Source organism: Streptantibioticus ferralitis (assembly GCF_029223525.1).
Classification (GTDB): Bacteria; Actinomycetota; Actinomycetes; order Streptomycetales; family Streptomycetaceae; genus Streptantibioticus_A; species Streptantibioticus_A ferralitis.
In genome coordinates this window covers 67,459-87,023 of the sequence record NZ_JARHTQ010000031.1, presented here as the reverse complement: position 1 = coordinate 87,023, position 19,565 = coordinate 67,459, and the positions used below count along the sequence as shown (strand labels likewise).

Sequence of the window (19,565 nt, the reverse complement as noted above, 5' to 3'; positions counted from 1 at the left end):
CTGCTCGTCCGTCGTCGCATCCGACGGCGATTCGTCGCCGGTCAGTTCAACGGACTCGGGCCCAACGGCGGTCTCGGTCATCTGGCGTCTCCTTGATCATCAGATCCGCCGTTGATTAGACACTCCCCCGCGGGCGCGGACGGCCTTGCGTATCCGGGCGTTCACGCTCTCGATCGCGTTGGTGCTGCAGATGACCTTGCGGATCTCGACGTCGAAGGAGAGGAAGGGCACGAACTCGGCCCAGGCGTCCGACCACAGCTTCACGATCGCCGGATACTTTCGGCCCCATGCCTCCTGCAACTCCAAGAATCGTTCCGTGGCCGCGTCCTCGCTGGGGGCGGTGTAGACGGGCTTGAGGGCCTTGGCGACCTTGTCCCAGTCCTGGCGGGCCGCGTAGCGGAAGCTGTTACGCAGCAGGTGAAGCCGTCAAAAATCAACGCGTTGCTTCCCGGATGCGATGTCGTTGATGTGGTATGCGCATATCCGACGAGGTCCGCAGCCAGTTGTCGCGACGGTTCGATGTTCTGCTCCCGCATCTGAACGAGCGTCAGCGGCGTCTGGCGCTGGCGACCGAGGCCCGGCTGCTCGGCCACGGAGGTGTCGGCCTGATCGCGCGGATAGCCGGGGCGAGCGAGACGACTGTCCGCAAGGGCGTGTTCGAACTCGAGGCCGGGGTCGATCCGATGCCCGAGGGACGTATCCGGTGCCCGGGTGGCGGGCGGATTCGGGCCGAGACCGTCGATCCTCAGCTGGTCCCGGCGCTGATGGCGCTGGTCGAACCGGGCGAGCGCGGTGATCCGATGTCGCCGTTGCGCTGGACGACGAAGTCGCTGCGGCACCTGGCGGCAGAGCTGTCCCGGCAAGGGCATTGCGTGACCGCGCCCACGGTGGGCCGGCTGCTAAAGCAACACGGGTTCAGCCTGCAGGGCACCGCCAAGACCCTGGAAGGCGATCAACACGCCGACCGGGACGCGCAGTTCCGCTATATCAATGAGCAGGTCAAAGAACACCTGGCCGCGGGCGAGCCGGTGGTCAGCGTGGACGCGAAGAAGAAGGAACAACTGGGCCAGCTGCCGATGCCCGGGCAGGAACGGCGGCCGGCCGGGCAGCCCGTCGAGGTCGAGGACCACAGCTTCTTCTGGCGAACGGTGGAGATCAGCCGGGCGCTCGGGATCACGGCAACTTCGAAGTACCGCAGCTTGTGCACGCAGATCAATCAGTGGGCCGAACAGACCATGCTGATCAGGGAGGGCAGAGAAAAATACCGTCTCGCCCCCGAGTGGCTGGTCCCACCGATGCAGCAGAGATCAACTTGACGTGGCGAAGGGCGTGTTAACTCCGCGGCATTGCCTGTACAAAACCGAACTGATCAAATCGCGGCGGCCCTGGAAGACCCTGTCCGAGACCGAGTTGGCCACCGCCGAATGGGCCGACTGGTACAACTTCCATCGCCTGCACGGTGAGATAGGCCGCGTCCCACCCGCCGAATACGAAGCCACCTACTACACGACAACCAAGAAACCCCAGGTCACAACCACGATCTAGAGTCTCCGACCAACCCGGGGCGCTTCGCCAACGTAATCACGGACGTGGCCACCACCCCGGCCACCACATACGACGCCCAGGCCCTTCCCGGTATCCACGCCCGTCTCAAGCTCCGCGGTCTGCTGCCCGCCGAGCACCTCGTCGACGGCGGCTACACCTCCCCGGTCCACCTGGAACAGGCCGCCCGGGAACACCAGGTCACGATCACCGGGCCGCTGCCGGGCAACCCCACCCGTCAGCACCGCCAGAATGAAGACTCCGGCCGGGACGACTCCCACATCGACTTCGACCGCCGGCAGGTGACCTGCCCCCAGGGCCAGGTCAGCAAGGGATGGCACGGCCCCTACCCGACCTCCTCGCCCACCGCGGCCCCACTGATCGTGGCACGGTTCACCCAGAGCCAGTGCCAGCCCTGCCCGGCCCGCACCCGCTGCACCACCTCCCGCGAAAGCGCCCGGAACGTGGGCTTTCCCCGCGAGAACTCCGCGACCCGCAAATCCGCGTCCGCGCCGAGCAGCAGACGCCCGACTGGCAGGCCCGGTATGCGGTCCGCTCCGGAGTCGAGGGCACCGTCAACGAGTTCGCCCATGGACACGGTATGCGCCGCTGCCGCTACCGAGGACAGCCGAAGGCCCACCTGCAGCACGTCTTTCACGGCCATCGCCGTGAACATCGAGCACATCAGCGGTCGGCCGCCGACCGGCGAAGCAATCCCGCCCAGGCCGCCGACCGCCTTCCAGAACTTCCTGGACCAACACGGGATCCCCCGGCTGAAGTCCTGGCGAGCCATCAGCGACTGACATCGACAGATTCAAGGTCCCCGACAGAGTCAAGCTAGGGAGTGTTCCTGGTTTGGATCACGATGCGGGGCGGAGCCTGCGGAGCCAGATCGCGCCGGAGATCTGGTTGCCTGGTGACCATGAATGCCATAGTCACGAGCGTTATCGCGGTCCTCGGCACTCTGCTGGGCTCGACGGTGACGCATGTCTTCCAGCAGCGATCCGCACGGCGCACGGAGCAGAACAACCGCAAGGAGCGGCTTCGTCAGGAGCGGCTGGACGTCTACGGCAGGTACGCCGGACTGCTCGTCGACTTCCGCCAGGCCATGCTGCACCACTGGTTCTGTGAGCACGAGGGCCGTGACGCCGACGACGAAGTCGCCCTGCGCCGGAGCTCGTTCGAGCTGCGCTCCAGCGCGCAGCACGCCCTGTTCCAACTCCAGCTGATCACCGACGAGCCCGAGCTCCTCGCCGTCGCGGTCGACGCTTTCACGGCGGTTGGCAAAATCGATCGCGCGGAGGATCGCACTGACATCATCGCCCGACGAGACACGACCCGGGACTTGATAGACGCCTTCGTCGGGACGGCACGCCGGCATGTCTAGGAATGACCTGGTGCGGATCAGGGTGTGGGGATCTGGTTTCCGGGTCGACGGTTGAGGTTTGGTCAGTCTCCACGGCATGGGGAAGCCGTTGGTGGAGGGATTGGTGGGGGCGGTGCCGGTTGGGCGCGATCGACCCGGACCGGAGACCCCAGTGGCGACTGGACTGCCCCCGGCACTACGCGGGCGTGCGCGAATGCCTGGCGGGCGGGGCGCAGTTGGCGGACTTGCTGCCCGGCGTCACGATCCACGGACACGACATCGGCCGGTAGCTGGAGCGGCAACGCCAGCCGGTCGTCTGGCAGGGCCTGATGCCGCCGCCGTTGTAGCCCCAGCCGAAGCCGCCGTTCTCCGGTTCGGGCAGTTCCCGCAGCACCGTGACGTTCTCGCGCTGGGTGGGCCTGAATTCGGGCTCCTCGACGAGGATGCGGGAGGGCTGCCACTCCTCGTCTTCAGGTCTCCGCTCCGTCCTGGATGCCGTGGTAGGTCCAGTCCTCGTACGCCATGCCGGGTTCCCTGCCATTGTTCGCTTCGCTGAACGCCTCTCACCTTGCCGGACGCGGGCGAGCGCCGACAGGGCGCCCCCCGTCAGGCCGGTGGCTGGAAGAGCGGGCCGCGTTCCCCGCTGGACGGGGGCCTCGCCTGGATGCGCTCATCGTTACGGAAGTCGGCGCGCCGCTGAGTGCCCGCCCAAAGCGGGCGGTGCTGGCCAGGACCGCGGTGAGGATACCCGTACTGGACGGGAACGGAGTGGCCTGTAAAAGCGCCCCAACTGACTTGTACATGGCTAGAGTTAGCGTGCTGGCGCTGCACCCGAGACGCAGGGGGCGTCCGGGGGAAGCGCGTCAGGGGGAGGCACAACATCGTGCTGCGAAAGAAGTTCACGCGTGCCGCAGCCGCAGGTGCTGCGGCGCTCGCATTGGTAGGGGGAGCAGCCGGGACCGCCTCGGCCCACTCCCCGCACACCGTCAAGCACAAGCTATCCGTCCACGTGTCCAAGGCCGCATCGACGTGGACCGGGAAAGCCCCGCGGGGGGCGACCAAGGCCAACGCGAAGCCCGGCTACACCGACCCGACCGGCTGCAACAACCCGTGGTGGTACTTGCTGTCCAACCAGTGGATCCGCACCACCAACTGCTACACCGAGCGGTTCAGGATCGACCTGATCCTGATCACGGACGGCGTGCCGGAGCAGGTCGGCGAAGCCGACTTCACCACCCGGAGCGTCACGACGCTCAACACCACCGGCCTGAACTGGTCAGAGAGCTTCACTGTCTCTGCGGCGAACCTGTACGGGGAGGCCCAGACCACACCGATCTCCATGTCGCTGCTGGAATTCACCAAGCCCAACACCCAGGAGACCGCGACCGGAGGGCTGAGTGGGCCCTTCACGCTCAGCAGCACCAAGCCCACCAGCGGCACCATCGAGTACTCCTCGAAGGTCAACAAGATGCAGGCCGTCTGGGACGCCACGCACTACGTCCTGGATGGGCCGCCGCCGCCCGGATTCCAGGACCCGATCGCCACGGGCTACGTCGGGCCCGAGTGGCGCTGCGACGACCAGTTCTGGAGCAGGAACGGGAGGCGCCGGAACAAGGCGCCCGGGTGCGTCTTCCCCTTTCAGGCGGCCACCGATGCGGGCATCCTGTTCCCCTCCAAGATGTTCGGCCTTCCGGGGATCAGGCAGAACATCGCCACGGTGCAGCAGAACGGCGTGCACATCGGACGTCCCGGCTACGGTGTGCCGCTGCATCGCACCACGGAAGCGCAGAAGAACGCGAACCGCGCGGCGGTCTGCGACAAGTTGAAGCCGCCGTCGCCGGGGCTGTCATGCGACGAGTACCCGTTCGCCTCGACGGCGGAGGGCGGTACGTTCTACGCGCCACCGAACCGGGGCATCGCGTGGGTGCCGCAGGCTGAGCAGAACCAGCAGGGCGGCTATCTGAGCGCCTTCTACAGCCAGAACCGGATCCTGCCCGGCGACCCGTTCTACATGAACGTCTTCGCCTAGCAGGAACCCGCAGGACCGGCGCCCGTTCCCCCATTCCCGGAGAACGGGCGCCGCTGCATGCCGCCCCCGCATCATGGAAGAAGGAAGGGACACAGATATGGCATCCCGGGAGATCCACGAGCTGGCCATCGACACCCCGTGCTACTTCGTGTGGGGCAGGACATACGACGAAGACATCCTCCTCCAGCAGGAGTGGAGCGGGGAGGATTTGTGCGTCTTCCCCGACTCGCGCACTGTGATGGTCCCCACGCACCTGGAGTACACCACGGTGAAGCTGACGCTGGAGCGCCGCGGCGACGCACCCGTGCTGGACTTCGAAGGATGGCACGACGCGTACGAATTCTCCTTGTTGGCCTCTCCCCGTGCGGACGCGGACCCGGTCAGCCCGGATCAGATCCTCATCGCGGCCTGCGACCCGGGCGGCGATTGCTGCGACTTCAACGCCTTGGAGTGCCCCGGCGGCGTGGACACGTGGTGGCGGCTGCGCGTGTACCGGCGGGTCAGCAGTGCCGGCGAGGAGCATCTGATCCAAGCATGGATCGCTGATCAGCAGCCGGTGGCCCGGCTCAGGCAGCACTGATTGCAGTAGGTGTATTCATCGCCTACGCCTTCTGACGAGATGGCTACTACTGCTGGCAACTCCACAGCGATGTCGCGGGACGCGAGGGCGGTTCGGCGCCCTGCGAACGGTGGACAAAGGGAACACCAGTCGGCCGATGCGTTGCTCTGCCGCCCAAGGCGAGCCTCGCTGCTACACGAAGTGCGGGCGTCACCAGAGAAACGGTGCCTGGTGTCGGTTGCGGAACACCAGCCTGGCGCTCCGTTGCCCGACCGGGCGCGATCTGCGTCACCGTGCGGCGCACGGCGACCTGCGCGCCGCTGCGGAACGTGCGGGCGGCGGCTGCGGTCGCCGATCACGAGAAGGCTCAGAAGACCGGCTCGACTTCGAGATACCAGTGGCGGCGCGGCCCTCGGTACTGCAGTGCCACCCACCCCAGTGGGCCCAACGCCGCCGCGCAGCGCCCCAGGGCCTCATTCCCCTCGTGGACGGCTCCACTGCCGCGGGGTCCCATCCATTCCACCCGTACCGTCCCAGACCGCTCCGCTGCGGTAACGCAGTAGCCAGTCGCCGTGCGCCGTCCATCGCCGTCGACCACAGAGGGCGGGAACTCAGCTGCCTCCAGGGCGAGGGCGACGGCGCGCACGATCTGGCGCCGCTCCCATTCAGCGGGCACCGAAAGAGGGTCGGCGACATGCGTGTTCATCACCTTGCGGATCTGCAGCAGCCCATCAAAAGCAGCCTGTACCTCCGCTTTCCGCTGTTGGGGTCTCCCGGCGGGTGTGGGCGCGGCACCAGTGGACACGTCGAACACCACGGTCTGGGTAGTCTCGTTGTCTGCCACCGGTTGCCCTTCCGCTCGTCCTGGCGGCCCTCACCGTCTACAAGGTACGCCGCCACCGCGCGGTGTGCCGCGAGGGTCCTACTGGACCGGTTCGTTGCCCTGCCTGACGACGTGTCCCAGCAGGCGTTTGCTCATACTCGGTATCGGCGCAGGAGGTTGGGGCGAACTGCGCATCCTCTGACTGGACGCCCCGGACAGCGAGGCGAACTGCGCGGTGTTCCCGCCACCCGCCCACGACCAACCAAGAAGGGCCGATCCGGGTTCGCGAAGATCCGATTGATGGCGCTGGTGGAGTGCGGGACCCACGCAGTGGTCCAGGCCGCGTTCGGGTCCCGGTTCGCCAGCGAGCACAAACTCGCAGGCCGTCTGCTGGGAGCTCTGTCGCCAGGGATGCTGCTGCTGGCGGACCGGAACTTCTTCGGGTTCTCCCTGTGGCGCGCAGCCACCGCGACGGGCGCCGACCTGCTGTGGCGGGTCAAGAGTGCCGCGGTACTGCCGGTGCGCTCGGTCCTGAACGACGGCTCCTACCTGTCCCAGAGCAAGGTTCCGGCCAAGCACCGCCGTGACGACCCGCAGGCGGGTGATCTGGTGGTGCGGGTGGTGGAAGCGGTGATGACGGTGGCCTGCGCGGACGGCACCAGCCGCACCGAGCTGTACCGCTTCGCGACCACCCTGCTGGACGCAGTCGCCTTTCCCGCACCGGAGTTGGCGATCTGGTATGCGCCCAGGTGGGAGATCGAATCGACGTACGCGGCCTTGAAGGTCACCCAGCGCGGTGCGGGCCGGGTCCCGCGCTCATGCCGCGCACACGGCGTGGAGCAAAGAGATCTACGCCTATCTGACGACATATCAGCTCCTGCGGACTTTCCAGGGCCAGGCCGCGGCTGAGCGCGACGTCGAACCCCGGCGCGTGTCCTTCATCGAGGTCCTGTCCGTGGTCGCCCACTCGATCATCCAGCGCACCGGAGTCGACGCCGACCGCGCCGTAGGGGAAGCCATGCGGGCACGGCGCAAAGCCACCACAACCCTCCGTCTCCTGGAAGAAAGGACCCGCCCACGCAGCTACCCCCGCACCCGCAAACGACCCGCCTCCCCCTACCCGTCCCACCGTGCCGGTGCCCGGCAACCCTCACCCAAGGTTCACTACAAGATCACGTTGACAGTGCGGCCTTGATCGTTAACTTCCCGGCATTGATCTATAGGTCGTGACACATCGACGAAAAGTACATGTGTCACGATCGGAGGAACGCTGCGACTGCCCACCCCCTGGCCAACGGGGCGGGCAGGGCGGGGCGGAGCGCGGTGCGCGGTGCGCGACCGCGAGTGTGACCGGCTCCGCATCGCTCAACTGCGGCCGACAGCCCATCCATCGCTCTGCCTCCAGTTCGCCGTCGATCTTCACAAACAGTGCGGTCAGCAGGGTGTTCAGTTCGCCGGTCACACAACGATCTTGAACACTCCGTTCGCATTCCCGGATACACCGTCAGACATCGGGACTTATTCGTCTAGTGGAGGTACACCTCGATCGCTGCCGCGCCGGGAACGCACCGCTCGATGCGATGTGTCCGGCCTGCTACCGAGCGACGCCGGGTGGTCGCCAGCCGGGTACCGGTGCGGCTGCGCGCAGCGCTCGGGTGTACTCCTGCGTGGGATGGTCCAACACGCGTGCACAGGCTCCCTGTTCGACCACCCGGCCCCTTCGTAGCACCAGGACGTCGTCGCAGAGTTGCCGCACCACGGCGAGGTCGTGCGAGATCAGCAGGTAGGCGATACCGGTCGCGGCGCGGATGTCGGCGAGCAGGTTGAGTATCTGCGCCTGGATGGAGACATCCAGCGCGGACACCGCCTCGTCCAGGACGAGCACCCGGGGGCCGGCGGCCAACGCCCTGGCGATGGCCACCCGTTGACGCTGGCCACCGGACAGGTCACACGGCCGGGCATCGGCCTGACGATTCGTCAAACCCACCTGGTCGACCAACTCGGCCAGCCGCTCGGCGCGTTGCGGGCCGTCCAGGGACGTGTGGTGCCGGATCACCTCGTCGACGGCGGAGCGGGCACTCTGTCTGGGGTCCAGGGAGGTGTACGGGTCCTGGAAGACGATCTGCAACTCATGTGCCCGGCGGTTGCGTTCGGCGCCGCGGCGGGGCGGACGGGAACGGTCCCGGCCCATGACGGCGATGGTTCCGCTGCTGGGGCGTTCCAGACCGACCAGCATCCGCGCGATGGTGGTCTTGCCCGAGCCCGATTCGCCGACGATGCCGAGCGAGCCGTGGGCGGCGACCTCGAACGAGACATCGCGGACGGCGGCGTGGGTGGTGTGGCCGCCACGTCCGTCGGGTACCCGGAAGACCTTCCCGAGACCGTCGGCGGACACAGCGGGGGCTTCGGAGGGGGTCCGCCCGGCCTGCTGGTTCATGCGGTGGCCTCCTGCGACGAAGTGCCGTCGGACGTTTCCTGGTGGATCTCGGCCACCCGGTGGCAGCGCACCAGGCCGCCGCGGAAGGGGGCGAGCTCGGGAGGCCGTTCACGGCACAGTGGTTGGACATGGGCGCAGCGTGTGGCGAAGGCGCAGCCGGGGCCGGCTTCGAAGGCGGAGACCGGTCGTCCGGGGATGGCCGTGAGCCGCTCCGCGCGGTGGTCGATGGCGGGGCGGGAGCCGAGCAGTCCCCGGGTGTAGGGGTGGGCGTTCTCCTCGTGCATGCGCTCGGCGGAGCGGACCTCCACGATCCGCCCCGCGTACATCACGGCGACGCGGTGGCAGACGGCCAGCGCGAGGTCCAGGTCGTGGGTGACGAAGACCATGCCCAGGCCGCGGTCGCGGCGCAACTGGTCGAGTATGCCGACGACTTCGGCCTGGATGGTGACGTCGAGGGCAGTGGTGGGTTCGTCGGCGAGGAGCAGTCGGGGTTCGGCGAGCAGGACCGAGGCGATCATGACGCGCTGGAGCATGCCGCCGGACAGTTCGTGCGGGTACTGGCGGAGCCTGCGTTCGGGTTCGTCGATGCCGACCTCGGAGAGTGTGGCGATGGCTCGTGCCTGCGCCGCACGGCGGCCGAGGCCGCGGTTGAGGGTGAGCGCCTCGGTGAGGAACGAACCGATCCGGCGTGTGGGGTTGATGTGGGCGCGCGGGTCCTGGAAGACCATGCCGACGCCGCGGTCGCGGTAGCGGCGCAGTGTCGAGGGCGCCATGGCGGCGATGTCCTCGCCCTCGAAGCGCACGGTGCCGTCGAGTTGCGCTCCGGGCGGCAGCAGTCCGGTGATGGCACGCATGGTCATGGACTTTCCCGAGCCGGACTCGCCGACCAGGCCGAGAGCCTCTCCCGCACCGAGGGTCAGGTCGATGCCGTGCAGTACCGCGCGTGGGCCGCCGTCTCCGGGCAACTGGACGCCCAGCCCGCGCAGTTCCAGCAGGGGTGTCGCGTCGGTCATGGCTGGTCTCCCGAACGAGAGGTGCGGTCGGCGCGGCGCCGCTGGTCCTGCGCGGGCCTGGGGCGGCGGCGCCGCAGGTAGGGCTGCGGGCGCTCGCCGCTGATCCGGGAGCCGAGCACGGTGAGGGAGAGCACGCAGGCGACGATGAGCAGGCCGGGCAGCACCACGGGCAGCCAGTAGCCCTTCATCAGAGCGTCGGTGTCGCTGACCATGACGCCCCAGTCGGCCGTGGGCGCCTGGACGGCGAGCCCGAGGTAGCTGAGCGACGCCAGGTCGAGCAGGGCGTAGCCGAAGGCGATGGCCGCCTGCCCCAGGACCACGGGGGTGATGTTGCGCAGGATGTGCCGTACGTTGATGCGCGCCGCACCGAAGCCCTGCACCGCCAGCGCGTCCACATACGGGCTGACCCGCTGCTGTCGTGCCGCCGCCCGTACGACCCTGGCGAGGAAGGGCACATACGCGATGGACAGGGCCACCACGGCGGGGGTGAGCCCGGGGCCGAAGAGGGCCACCGCCAACACCGCGAGCAGCAGCCCCGGCAGCGCGTAGACCAGGTCGAAGACCCGCGCGACCACGGCGTCGACAGCACCCCCGTACCAGGCCCCCGCAAGGGCCAGCGGGATGCCGACGGCAAGCGCGACGAGCACCACGAGTGCCGGGCCCAGCAGGCTGGTTCGCGAGCCGTAGATCAGCCGGGAGAGGATGTCCCGGCCGATCCCGTCGGCACCGAGCAGATGCTCCGGGGAGGGGCCGGCGTAGGCGTCCAGCAGGCTCTGCGCGTTGGGGTCGGCGGGGGCGACCAGCGGCGCGATGAGGGCGAACACCACGACGGCCAGCAGAAAGAGCGCCGCGACGATGCCCGAGGGACCGAGTGCGGTACGGGCCCGGGTCAGCGTCGCGCGGATCCGGCCGGAGCGCGGCCCGGCGGATCGCGTCGGCGGAGCGGCCGAGGAGGTGGCGAGGGTGGAGGCGGTCATGTGTTCCTCCCGGCGGCACGCAGCCGCGGGTCGATCAGTGCCTGGATCAGGTCGGTGGCGGCGTTGCAGATGACGAAAGCGGCGACCAGCAGCAGGGCGACCGCCTGGACGACGGGGAAGTCCTTCTGCGCCACCGACTGGATGGTGAGTTGCCCAATGCCGGGCACCGCGAAGGCCGATTCGACGACGAGGGTCCCGGCGAGCAGCCCCGCGGTCAGCAGACCCATCGCGGTGATCACCGGCGGCAGGGCATTGCGGAAGACATGCCGCCGCAGCAGCGGCCAGCGGGCCAGACCCCGGGCCTCGGCCGTCTGTACGTGCTCACGCACCAGTTGCTCGCGCAGCGCGTCCCGGGTGACCCGCGCCAGGAATCCGCAGGCGATCAGCGCGAGCGCGCAGGCGGGCAGCACCAGGCTGTGCAGCGAGCCGAGGAAGCCGGGCTCGGTTCCGGAGGCCGGGAACCAGCCGAGCCGCACGGCGAACACCGAGATCAGGACGGTTGAGGCGACGAACGGCGGCACGGTCACCGACACCGAGGTGGCCACGCTGACACCGGCGTCGACGGGCCCCGGGCGCAGTGCGGCCAGGGTGCCGAGTCCGAGGCCGAGCAGCGCGATCAGTACGGTCGCCATGGCGACCAGCAGCAGCGTGGTGGTGAGGCCCGCGCCGACCCGTTCGGCGACCGGTTGTCCGGTGACCATGGACCGGCCCAGGTCGCCGTGCAGGGCACCGGTCAACCAGTCCCAGTACCGGACCGGCAACGGCTGGTCGAGGTGGAGTTGGTGGCGTACGGCGGCGCGGGTCGCCGCGGAGGGGGCACGGTTGCCGAACAGGACGTTCTCGGGGCTGCCCGGGGCCAGGTAGAGGCTGCCGAATATCACCATGCTGGAGAGCAGCAGCGTCACCAGCAGCCCGCCCAGCCGGTGCAGGATCAGGCGCGCCATCAGGGCGCCCCGACGGACGCGGCCCAGGCGTTGGACATGTAGGAGAAGGTGAGCGGAGCGCCGGTGACCTTGTCGTTCTGGAAGAGCAGGGCGCGCGGCTGGACGATGGGAATCCAGGGCAGGCTCGTTGCCAGCACCTGTTGCGCCTGGGCGACGTAGTCGGCGCGCCGTCCTCGGTCCTGGGTGCCCTGGGCCTGGGCAAGAGCCTGCTCGACGCGTGGGTCGGAGTAGCCGTTGAAGTTCTGGGCGCCGCTCTTGGTGGCGTAACTCGCGTACATCGACGCGGCCTCGGGGAACTCCAGGTAGTTGATGGTGAGGAAGGAGTCGTAGCCGGCTCGTGCCTTGGGGTCGGTGAACAGCGAGCCGTACTGCTGGTCGGGCAAGCCGACGATCTTCATCTTGAGCCCGATGCCGTCCCCGGTGCGCTGGAGCACCTGCGCGATCTGCGTGGAGGACAGGCTGCCTGCGGCGTACGCGAGGGTGATCTGCTTGCCGGTGGCGCCTGCCTGCTTGACCAACCGGCTCGCCTTGGCCGGATCGGGGTCGGTGCTCAGCTTGCCGTAGGCGGCTGAGTAGGCGGTACGGGCCGCCGCGGGTTCATCCGCCCAAAAACCCGGCCCGGCAACGGCGTAGAGCGGATCGGCCGCTCCGTCGAACAGGGTCTTGGCGATGCCCTTGCGGTCGATGGCCAGGGAGAGCGCCTGCCGCACCCGGGCGTCGGCGAGGCCGCCGCTGAACCTGGCCGCGACCAGGTCGATGTTCTGGGTGGTGGATCCTTCGGCGCCGACATAGAGCTTGCCGTTCTTCGCCGTGCGCAACTGGGCGATGGCGGAGGCCGGAAGGTCGAACCCGCCTTGCAGGCTGCCGGAGGACAGGGCGTTGGCCAGCGCCGCCGGGTCGGCGATGAACTTGAACGTGACGGCGTCCGTCTTGCCCGCGTGGGACGGATCCCAATACGCCGGATTGCGCTTGAGAACAAGGGAGTTGGTGCCGTCGAAAGAGGCCACCGTGTAGGGCCCGGCGCACATCACGCCGGTGGCGGCGGTGCCGAAGTCCTGGCCGTGCTTGGCGGCGAAGGACTTCTCGACGACCGCGCCGGCGAGGATCCCGAGATCGTGGACGAAGACGTAGTTGGGGCGGGTGAAGGACACCGTGACCTGTGATGCTCCGCTCGCCTCGATGGAGGAGACGTCCGTGTAGGAGTCGGCGTAGTTGGAGGCCACCGCCGGGTCCTGGTTGCGCTTGAGGCTGTAGACCACGTCGTCGGCGGTGACCGGTCGGCCGTCGCTGAACTTCACCCGCGGGTCGAGGTCCAGGACCAGGTGGGTGGCATCGGGCTGGTGCCAGGCCTTGGCGATGCCGGGGTGCAGACTGTAGTCGGCCGCGGTGCGCAGCAGCGGCTCGCACACGTTGCCGAGAATCGTCTCCTCGGGGTAGTCGGCGGTCTTGAGCGGGTCGAGGGAGTACGGCGCGCGGTAGTCGCCCCACCAGGAGAGCGAGGCCAGACCGGCCTTGGCGGGGGCGGTGGTGACCTGGGATCTGCTGAAGTTGCTCGTGGCGCCGAGGCTTGAGCCGGTGTGGGCGCCGACCGAGCAGGCGGTGGCCAGGAGGGAGAGGGTGGAGAGTACGGCTAGCGGGAAGCGGCGTGCGGACCTGTGCATCTGTGGGACCGTCCTTGGGAGTTGGAGCTGCTCGGGGCGCTCATTCGGCGGCGTGGACGAGCCCGCCCTCGACGTAGGTGCGCAGCACCCGGGTTTCGCCGATGCCCCGTGTCGGGCCGGCGAACGGGTCGCGGTCGAGTACGACCAAGTCGGCGTACTTGCCCACCTGTACGGAGCCGGTGTCACTCTCCAGGTGGTTCACCCAGGCGCTGCCCGCCGTGTAGGCGGCGATCGCCTGGCCGAGGTCCAGCCGCTCCTCGGCGATGAGTACCTTGTCCTGCGGGCCGGTACCCGCCCGGTTGACCGCGACATGGATGCCCTGGAGCGGGTCGGGGCTGCTGACCGACCAGTCGCTGCCCGCCGCGAGGACCGCCCCGGAGCGGGCCAGCGAACCGAACGGGTACTGCCAGCCCGCCCGGCGTTCGCCGAGGAAGGGGATGGTGAGTTCGTCCATCTGCGGTTCGTGCATCGCCCACAGCGGCTGGATGTTGGCGGTGGCGCCGAGCGCGCGGAAGCGCGGGATGTCCTCGGGGTGGACAACCTGGAGATGGGCCAGGTGATGGCGGTTGCCTCGGCGGCCGTTGCGGCGCAGGGCCTCCTCCACGGCGTCCAGCGCGTTGCGCACGGCGCGGTCGCCGAGCGCGTGGAAGTGCACCTGGAAGTCGGCCGCGTCGAGTTCGCTGACGTAGTGGCCGAGTTGGTCGGGGTCGATGAAGTCGAGCCCGGATGAGGCGGTGGCGCAGCCGCAGCCGTCGAGGTACGGCTCCAGCATCGCGGCGGTGTGGTTCTCGGCGACGCCGTCGAGCATCATCTTGACGCTGCCGGCCCGGAACCGGCCGATCCGTGCCTCGTGGCGGCGGGCGGCGAACCGCGCCAACTGCTCGACGCCGCCGTCGCGGACCCACCACTGTGCGCCCCGCACCCTGGCGGTGAGCTGCCCGGACTCGGCGGCGGCGAGGTAGGCGCCGTAGACGTCGCCGCCGAAGAAACCAGTCCCTACCGCGGCGTCCTGCCAACCGGTGATGCCGAACCCGTGCAGGTGCCGCTGGCCCTCCAGCAGCCCGGCGAGGAACTCGGCCGGTCCCGGTACGGGGATGTGACGGGTGATCAGTTCGGCGGCGCCTTCCTGGAGCATCCCGGTGGGGAGGCCGTCGGCGTCCCGTTCGATCCGGCCGTCGGCGGGGTCGGGGGTGTCCGCGGTGATCCCGGCGATCTCCAGGGCGCGGCTGTTCGCCCAGACCCCGTGACCGTCCCGGTTGGGCAGCGACACAGGACGGTCGGGGACGACGGCGTCCAGGAGCTCGCGGTGCGGCAGCCCACCGGGGAACGCCTCCATGCTCCATCCGCCGCCGTTGATCCACTCCACCCCAGGGTGGGCTCTGGCATAGGCCGCTACGGCGCTGACGTAGTCACCGGCGTCCTCCAGGTCGTGCAGATCGCAGCTGCGCATGGTGGTGCCGCCCAACACCGGGTGTACATGGGCGTCCTGGAAACCAGGGAGCAGCAGCCGACCGTCCAGGTCGACCACCTCGGTATGCGCCCCGATGAGGTGGCGGACGTCGTGGTCATGGCCGACGACGACGATCCGCCCGTCACGGACGGCGACGGCGCCGGCCCAGGAGCGGGCGGAGTCGACGGTGTAGACGGGGCCGCCGGTGAAGACGAGATCGGCGAAGTGGTTGTCGCGGGGCACAGGCCCTCCAAGGTGTGCGGAGTAAGCCGCCGGACCTGCGGCAAAGGCCGTGGTGGCGGTGTGAACGAGGAGGTGTGTGTCGGACCGGCATCTCCGGTGAGCCAGCAGCAAAGCCCAGGACAATGCTGCTGTCAATGGCGTTGACACGATTGCTGTCGATAGAATCGGCTGAGCTCCACCACGGGATACGGCCGAAACGGGAGACACGGGATGACGCAGATCGAGACGGACTCGCACATGGACGGGCGTGACACCACCGTGGACACCCCGGGCGGCGCTGACACCACCGGCGGCGCGGCGGGAGACGCCAAGGGCACGGCGAAGGCAACGCGGCGCCCACGCCGGGTCACGCTCTCCCGCGAGTCGATCCTCGACGCGGCACTGCGCCTGTGTTCGCGCGAGGGCGGTGCCGTACTGACCTTCAGCCGCCTCGGCAAGGAACTCGGCGCCGACCCCACCGCCGTCTACCGGCACTTCCGCGACAAGGACGATCTGGTGCTGGCCCTCACCGACGTGATGATCGTCGAGGCGGTTCAGCGAGCCCGCGCCGGCGCACCGCCCAGGCAGCAGTGGCGGGAGTGGCTGCTGACCACCGTGCGTTCCATCCGCTCCGTCTACCTCGAACGCCCTGCCCTCGCCGTCCTCGCCGCGACCCGCACCACGGCGAGCCCGGTGGAGAGCGAGAGCGTCGAGGAGATCATCGGCGTACTGCACGACGCCGGCCTGCCCGTCGCGCAGGCGGCGGAGAGCTGCCGCGCCCTGGTGGACCTGACCTTGGCCTTCACCCAGTACACGGCGGCCTTCCAGATCCTCGACGAGGAGACCCAGGCCAAGGACGACAGGGCCTGGGCGGTGAAGTACGCCACGCTCCCCGCCGCGCGGTTCCCTCTGGTCCACGCCAGCGCCGCCCGGTTGACCGAACTCTTCCGCAACGACGACGAGGTCTTCGAACTGGCCCTCGCTACCTTCCTGGACGGCATCGAGGCCAAGATCCAGCGGGCGCGAGGGTAGTCGCCACGATCACCTCGGGGTTCAGGCACCGACGGTCCCGTCGATGACCGCCTGGCCCCCGACCGGTTCACGCCCGCCGCAGGGAGAGCACCAGATGATCGGCTGAACCGCCCCGGGTCACGCAGCGGTGGCGGGCGTCAGCCCTGCTTGGTCGGGTTCTGTGCCGTTCCATGGGCCGGTTGCGCATCCCTTGTCTGGGGCGGTGTCCGGCGGCGGGTCGTGGCGGCGATGGTGCCGCCGATGGCGATGACGAACCAGAGGCTGATCAGCCGGTAGAGCAGGACGGCGGGCACCGCCCGGTCGGCGGGCAGGCCCGCAGCGACCAGGGCGGCGGCCAGGGTGGCTTCGACGACGCCCACGCCGCCGGGGGTCAGCCCGGCGCTGCCCGCGGTGACGCCGAGGCAGTAGGCCAGCAGCAGGCCGTGCCAGGGCACGGGTCCGCCGCTGGCCGCGATCGCGCATACCAGGCACATGCAGTCGGCGGCCCAGTTGCGCATCGCGTGGAGGAACGCGAGGCCGTACTGGCGCGGGGTGGCCTTCAGTCCGCCGATGCGGGTGAGCAGGTCCTCGAACGCGTGCTCCGCCTCCCCGCGGGGCCGCTGGAACAGGCGGCGGGACAGCCGCACCAGTGCGCTGGCCAGCCGGTTCAGCGCGCGGCGCACGGGGGTGAAGCGGAGCGCGGCGAGGATCGCGAGCATGGGCAGCGCGTTGGCGGCGGCGGCGAGGAAGCCGAGCGCGGCGGCGCCTTGGCTGTCGGAGAGCAGTGCGCCGATGGTCATCAGCGCGGCGAAGGAGAGGGAGGAGACGACGCCGCCGACCGTGAGTGCCCAGCTGATGGAGGCGGTGTCGGCGCCTTTTCGGCGGAACTGACGGTAGGTGAAGGCCGTGCCGACCCCGGTGCCGACCAGGGGCAGGCTGACCGAGAGGGCGTTTCCGGCGTAGGCGATCGCGACGGTGTCGCGCAGCGCGAGGGAGGCGCCGCCGATCTTCAGCAGGTGGCGCTGGTTGCGGGCAAAGGCGGCCATGGAGCCGGACTCGGCGAGCAGGGCCAGCGGCAGCCAGGCCCAGTTCAGGTGCCCGAAGGTGGCCAGGCTGCGGCGCAGAGCCGGGACGGTCACGCACAGGACAACGACCAGCACCGCGGCCGCGACGGCGACCACCGCGATGACCGCTCGACGCTTACCCGCCATGTCGGCTGCCGCACCCTTCCCCTGTGTTCCAGCGTGACGCGATCAGGTTGGCATGCCGGGTGCGGGCCGTCATCACGCGACGGGTGGCCGCGCGCCTCAACCCGGTCTCCACCCGCCCTCCACTTGGGGACCGATGCCCCCCGCACAGCCGCGGAAATAGCTTGGCATCACTGGGAGAACGAAGGACACCACGCAACACCGAAGGGATCACCGCCATGCTGATCGGTCTGATCGTACGCCTCGTCAAGGCCCTCAAGTCCGGCCGGACCGGCCGCTGACACCGTCACCATCGCCCCGCCGCTCCACATCCAAGCACTCCGGGAAAAGGGAAGGAGGTGAGGAGCATGCTGATCGGTCTGATCGTCCGTGTGGTCAAGGCCGCCAAGGCGGCCAAGGCGGCCCGCTGAAAGCGGGCTCCCGCGCGTGCATGTCGAACGAAGGCCCCTGGAATCGGGGGCCTTCGGCCGTTTCCCGTGCAGGACGCCCGGCGTTGGCGGTCAGCCCGTCGTGCGCGGTCGGGTGGCGAGCCACCACAGCACAGGCCGGCCAGCGGGAGTTCGACCAGCACCGCCAGAACGACGGACAGCGGCAGGTCGTGGGCTGTGCTGGTGGTGGTGCCGAACCAGGCGTCGACGCAGAGCATGGCCGCGCTGGCCGCCGCGTGGGGCGGGACGCGAACCCGCCAGATGGGACGAGGAGCGTACACGCCGGTGCGGGCCAACTGCCCCAGCAGGAGGACGGCGAAGCCGACCCAGGCCATCCGGTAGTGCTCGGAGAGCTGGCGCTGGGGCAGCGACCGGGAGAGGTAGACGATCCAGGGCAGCAGAGCCAGGGCCAGCGCGATGTAGACCGGCGCGACCCAGCGCGGCAGCCCGGGACGGGTAAGTACGTTGGCCGGAAGTTCCGCCGGGGCGGCCGGGCAATGCCACGGGGCCTTCCGCGACTCGGCGTAGCCGTGGGTATAGGCGTAGTGGATGGACTGGGCGCGGTCGCGGCTGCCGGTCTTGGTGAAGATGCGGTTGATGTGGGTTTTGACGGTGGCCTCGCTGACGAAGAGCTGGCGGGCGATTTCGCGGTCGGAGTGCCCTTCGGCGATCAGGCGCAGCACGTCGGTCTCGCGGGCGGTCAGGTCGTCAGGCTAGGTCTCCGGCTCGTACGGACTTTGGGGGGTGCCGGTCGCGGCGGCGAGCAGGCTGCGCTGGGCGGCGGGGTCCAGGATGGCCTGGCCTGCGGCGGCCGCCTTGACGGCGCGTTCGATGTCAGCGCGGGTGGCGGACTTGGTCAGGTAGCCCAGGGCCCCGGCCTGCAGCGCGCGGACGACGGAGTTCTCGTCCTCGTAGGTGGTCAACACCACGATGCGGGTTTCGGGGCGGTCGGCCAGGATCCGGGCGGTGGCGTCGATGCCGTCGCAGCGCGGCATGTTCAGGTCCATCAGCACCACGTCCGGGCGCAGCTCGCGGGCCAGGTCGCCAGCGGCCGGGCCGGGCAGGGTGTCCAGGAGCAGCGCGAGGCGTTCGCGGACGGCGGCCTGGTCGCCGGCGATCAGGACGCGGATCGGTGTACTGGTGTTCACGCGCGGGAATTGTGACGCACACCCGCCAGGTGCCGTCCACCACTTCGGCGGTCAGGGTGCCGCCGGCCAGGTCCGCGCGCTCGCGCAGCCCGGTCAGCCCATAGCCGCCGCCGCTCGCCCCGAGCGGTCGCGGCCGCGCGGCGTCGGGGAGCGGGTTGGTGGCGGTCAGGACGACCTGGATGTCGGTGAACTCCACCTTGAGGTCGACGCGTTGGCCCGGGGCGTGCTTGGCGGCGTTGGTGATCGCCTCCTGCGCTGCCCGGTACAGCGCCAGCGTGGCGTCCGGCTCCAGCCGGCGGGCCTTCCCATGATCCGGACCGTCACTGGCGCAGCGGTCTCGTCCTCGCCCTGGTCGCGCATGGCCACGAGCGTGGTGAGCAGTTCGGGCAGCGGCACGCTGTCCTCGCGCAGCGCGTGGACCGCCCACCGCGTCTCGGGCAGCCCCTCCCGGGTCAACCCGCTCGCCCGCTTCAACGACCTCACCCACATCCTGCCCGGCCCACACAGCACGGTCCCCTCCTCTTGCCGCCGACCGGCACCAGTAGCCACCGCAGCCTGAAGAGCACCGCCCACCGAGCCAAGCACCCCGAACGCCCACCAGACCCCTGCGGTCCGGGGCGTACGCACGTACCGAAGAGCCTGTCGGTGCCGACCGCCTCCACCCGGCATCAACCCGTACCCCACCCACAGACTGACGAGCCACCCCCGCCCCGGCTCCTAGCGTCATGGGTGTCAGCTTCACCGGCC

At 69.5% G+C, this 19,565-nt stretch carries 18 protein-coding genes and 5 pseudogenes; 9 read left to right on the top strand and 14 right to left on the bottom strand.

Annotated features, from left to right (window positions below):
- Positions 1-108 precede the first annotated feature (108 nt).
- Positions 109-423: pseudogene (locus tag P2L57_RS32565) on the bottom strand (transposase); the annotation flags it as partial.
- 50 nt (positions 424-473) lie between these two features.
- Here P2L57_RS32565 and P2L57_RS32560 point away from each other — a divergent pair.
- The 5 genes and pseudogenes from P2L57_RS32560 to kilB all read left to right on the top strand — a co-directional run.
- Positions 474-1,169, top strand: a pseudogene (locus tag P2L57_RS32560) (ISAzo13 family transposase); the annotation flags it as partial.
- Positions 1,170-1,317: 148 nt separating this feature from the next.
- Positions 1,318-1,545: an integrase core domain-containing protein gene (locus P2L57_RS32555; RefSeq protein ID WP_372516021.1), complete on the top strand. Its 228-nt coding sequence runs from the start codon at positions 1,318-1,320 to the stop codon at positions 1,543-1,545.
- A 44-nt stretch (positions 1,546-1,589) separates the two neighbouring features.
- Positions 1,590-2,036 (top strand): annotated as a pseudogene (locus tag P2L57_RS40425) (transposase); the annotation flags it as partial.
- Positions 1,949-2,383, top strand: a complete 435-nt coding sequence (locus P2L57_RS32545; protein WP_275820714.1) for a transposase — start codon at positions 1,949-1,951, stop codon at positions 2,381-2,383. The pseudogene P2L57_RS40425 and the gene P2L57_RS32545, both read left to right, overlap by 88 nt.
- Before the next feature lie 81 nt (positions 2,384-2,464).
- The gene (gene kilB / locus P2L57_RS32540; RefSeq protein WP_275820706.1) at positions 2,465-2,929 is read left to right on the top strand and encodes a plasmid transfer protein KilB; all 465 of its coding nucleotides are present in this window, start codon (positions 2,465-2,467) and stop codon (positions 2,927-2,929) included.
- 175 nt (positions 2,930-3,104) lie between these two features.
- Here the strand turns inward: kilB and P2L57_RS32535 are convergent, their stop codons facing one another.
- Positions 3,105-3,449 carry a hypothetical protein gene (locus P2L57_RS32535; RefSeq protein WP_275820704.1) on the bottom strand — a complete coding sequence of 115 codons (345 nt, stop codon included), beginning with the start codon at positions 3,447-3,449 and terminating at the stop codon, positions 3,105-3,107.
- 468 nt (positions 3,450-3,917) lie between these two features.
- On the opposite strand from P2L57_RS32535, the gene P2L57_RS40420 reads away from it, so the two are divergent.
- Entirely contained in the window at positions 3,918-4,937 is a 1,020-nt protein-coding gene (locus P2L57_RS40420) for a NucA/NucB deoxyribonuclease domain-containing protein (RefSeq protein WP_275820702.1), read from the top strand.
- A 97-nt stretch (positions 4,938-5,034) separates the two neighbouring features.
- On the top strand, positions 5,035-5,517 hold the full coding sequence (locus tag P2L57_RS32525; RefSeq protein ID WP_275820700.1) for a hypothetical protein: 483 nt from the start codon (positions 5,035-5,037) through the stop codon (positions 5,515-5,517).
- Positions 5,518-5,863: 346 nt separating this feature from the next.
- On the opposite strand, the gene P2L57_RS32520 is transcribed toward P2L57_RS32525, so the two are convergent.
- On the bottom strand, positions 5,864-6,340 hold the full coding sequence (locus P2L57_RS32520) for a hypothetical protein (protein ID WP_275820698.1): 477 nt from the start codon (positions 6,338-6,340) through the stop codon (positions 5,864-5,866).
- Positions 6,341-6,451: 111 nt separating this feature from the next.
- Here P2L57_RS32520 and P2L57_RS32515 point away from each other — a divergent pair, with 111 nt between their 5' ends.
- Positions 6,452-7,228, top strand: coding sequence for a transposase (locus P2L57_RS32515; RefSeq protein WP_275820696.1), 777 nt, complete (start codon positions 6,452-6,454; stop codon positions 7,226-7,228).
- A 424-nt stretch (positions 7,229-7,652) separates the two neighbouring features.
- Here the strand turns inward: P2L57_RS32515 and P2L57_RS41200 are convergent.
- The 7 genes and pseudogenes from P2L57_RS41200 to P2L57_RS32485 form a co-directional block, all read right to left on the bottom strand.
- Positions 7,653-7,781: pseudogene (locus tag P2L57_RS41200) on the bottom strand (IS982 family transposase); the annotation flags it as partial.
- A 132-nt stretch (positions 7,782-7,913) separates the two neighbouring features.
- Positions 7,914-8,756: an ABC transporter ATP-binding protein gene (locus tag P2L57_RS32510; protein ID WP_275820694.1), complete on the bottom strand. Its 843-nt coding sequence runs from the start codon at positions 8,754-8,756 to the stop codon at positions 7,914-7,916.
- Complete coding sequence (locus P2L57_RS32505) at positions 8,753-9,769, bottom strand: ABC transporter ATP-binding protein (RefSeq protein WP_275820693.1); 1,017 nt, start codon at positions 9,767-9,769, stop codon at positions 8,753-8,755. Before P2L57_RS32505 ends, P2L57_RS32510 begins: the two co-directional genes overlap by 4 nt.
- Positions 9,766-10,746 (bottom strand): ABC transporter permease, encoded by a 981-nt coding sequence (locus tag P2L57_RS32500; RefSeq protein ID WP_275820692.1) that lies wholly within the window; start codon positions 10,744-10,746, stop codon positions 9,766-9,768. Before P2L57_RS32500 ends, P2L57_RS32505 begins: the two co-directional genes overlap by 4 nt.
- A complete protein-coding gene (locus P2L57_RS32495) occupies positions 10,743-11,690 on the bottom strand; it encodes an ABC transporter permease (RefSeq protein ID WP_275820690.1) in 948 nt (315 codons plus the stop codon). Before P2L57_RS32495 ends, P2L57_RS32500 begins: the two co-directional genes overlap by 4 nt.
- On the bottom strand, positions 11,690-13,351 hold the full coding sequence (locus P2L57_RS32490; protein WP_275820688.1) for an ABC transporter substrate-binding protein: 1,662 nt from the start codon (positions 13,349-13,351) through the stop codon (positions 11,690-11,692). Before P2L57_RS32490 ends, P2L57_RS32495 begins: the two co-directional genes overlap by 1 nt.
- A 40-nt stretch (positions 13,352-13,391) precedes the next feature.
- Positions 13,392-15,044: an amidohydrolase gene (locus P2L57_RS32485; protein WP_275820686.1), complete on the bottom strand. Its 1,653-nt coding sequence runs from the start codon at positions 15,042-15,044 to the stop codon at positions 13,392-13,394.
- 210 nt (positions 15,045-15,254) lie between these two features.
- On the opposite strand from P2L57_RS32485, the gene P2L57_RS32480 reads away from it, so the two are divergent.
- Positions 15,255-16,055 carry a TetR/AcrR family transcriptional regulator gene (locus P2L57_RS32480; protein ID WP_275820684.1) on the top strand — a complete coding sequence of 267 codons (801 nt, stop codon included), beginning with the start codon at positions 15,255-15,257 and terminating at the stop codon, positions 16,053-16,055.
- Positions 16,056-16,192: 137 nt separating this feature from the next.
- Here P2L57_RS32480 and P2L57_RS32475 read toward each other — a convergent pair whose 3' ends face one another.
- The 4 genes and pseudogenes from P2L57_RS32475 to P2L57_RS41270 all read right to left on the bottom strand — a co-directional run.
- A complete protein-coding gene (locus P2L57_RS32475) occupies positions 16,193-17,245 on the bottom strand; it encodes a lysylphosphatidylglycerol synthase transmembrane domain-containing protein (RefSeq protein ID WP_275820682.1) in 1,053 nt (350 codons plus the stop codon).
- 283 nt (positions 17,246-17,528) lie between these two features.
- Entirely contained in the window at positions 17,529-18,353 is an 825-nt protein-coding gene (locus tag P2L57_RS40415; protein WP_372516020.1) for a LuxR C-terminal-related transcriptional regulator, read from the bottom strand.
- A 30-nt stretch (positions 18,354-18,383) separates the two neighbouring features.
- Positions 18,384-18,818, bottom strand: coding sequence for a response regulator (locus P2L57_RS32470; protein WP_308292538.1), 435 nt, complete (start codon positions 18,816-18,818; stop codon positions 18,384-18,386).
- A gap of 58 nt (positions 18,819-18,876) precedes the next feature.
- Positions 18,877-19,545 (bottom strand): annotated as a pseudogene (locus P2L57_RS41270) (sensor histidine kinase); the annotation flags it as partial.
- Positions 19,546-19,565: the final 20 nt, after the last annotated feature.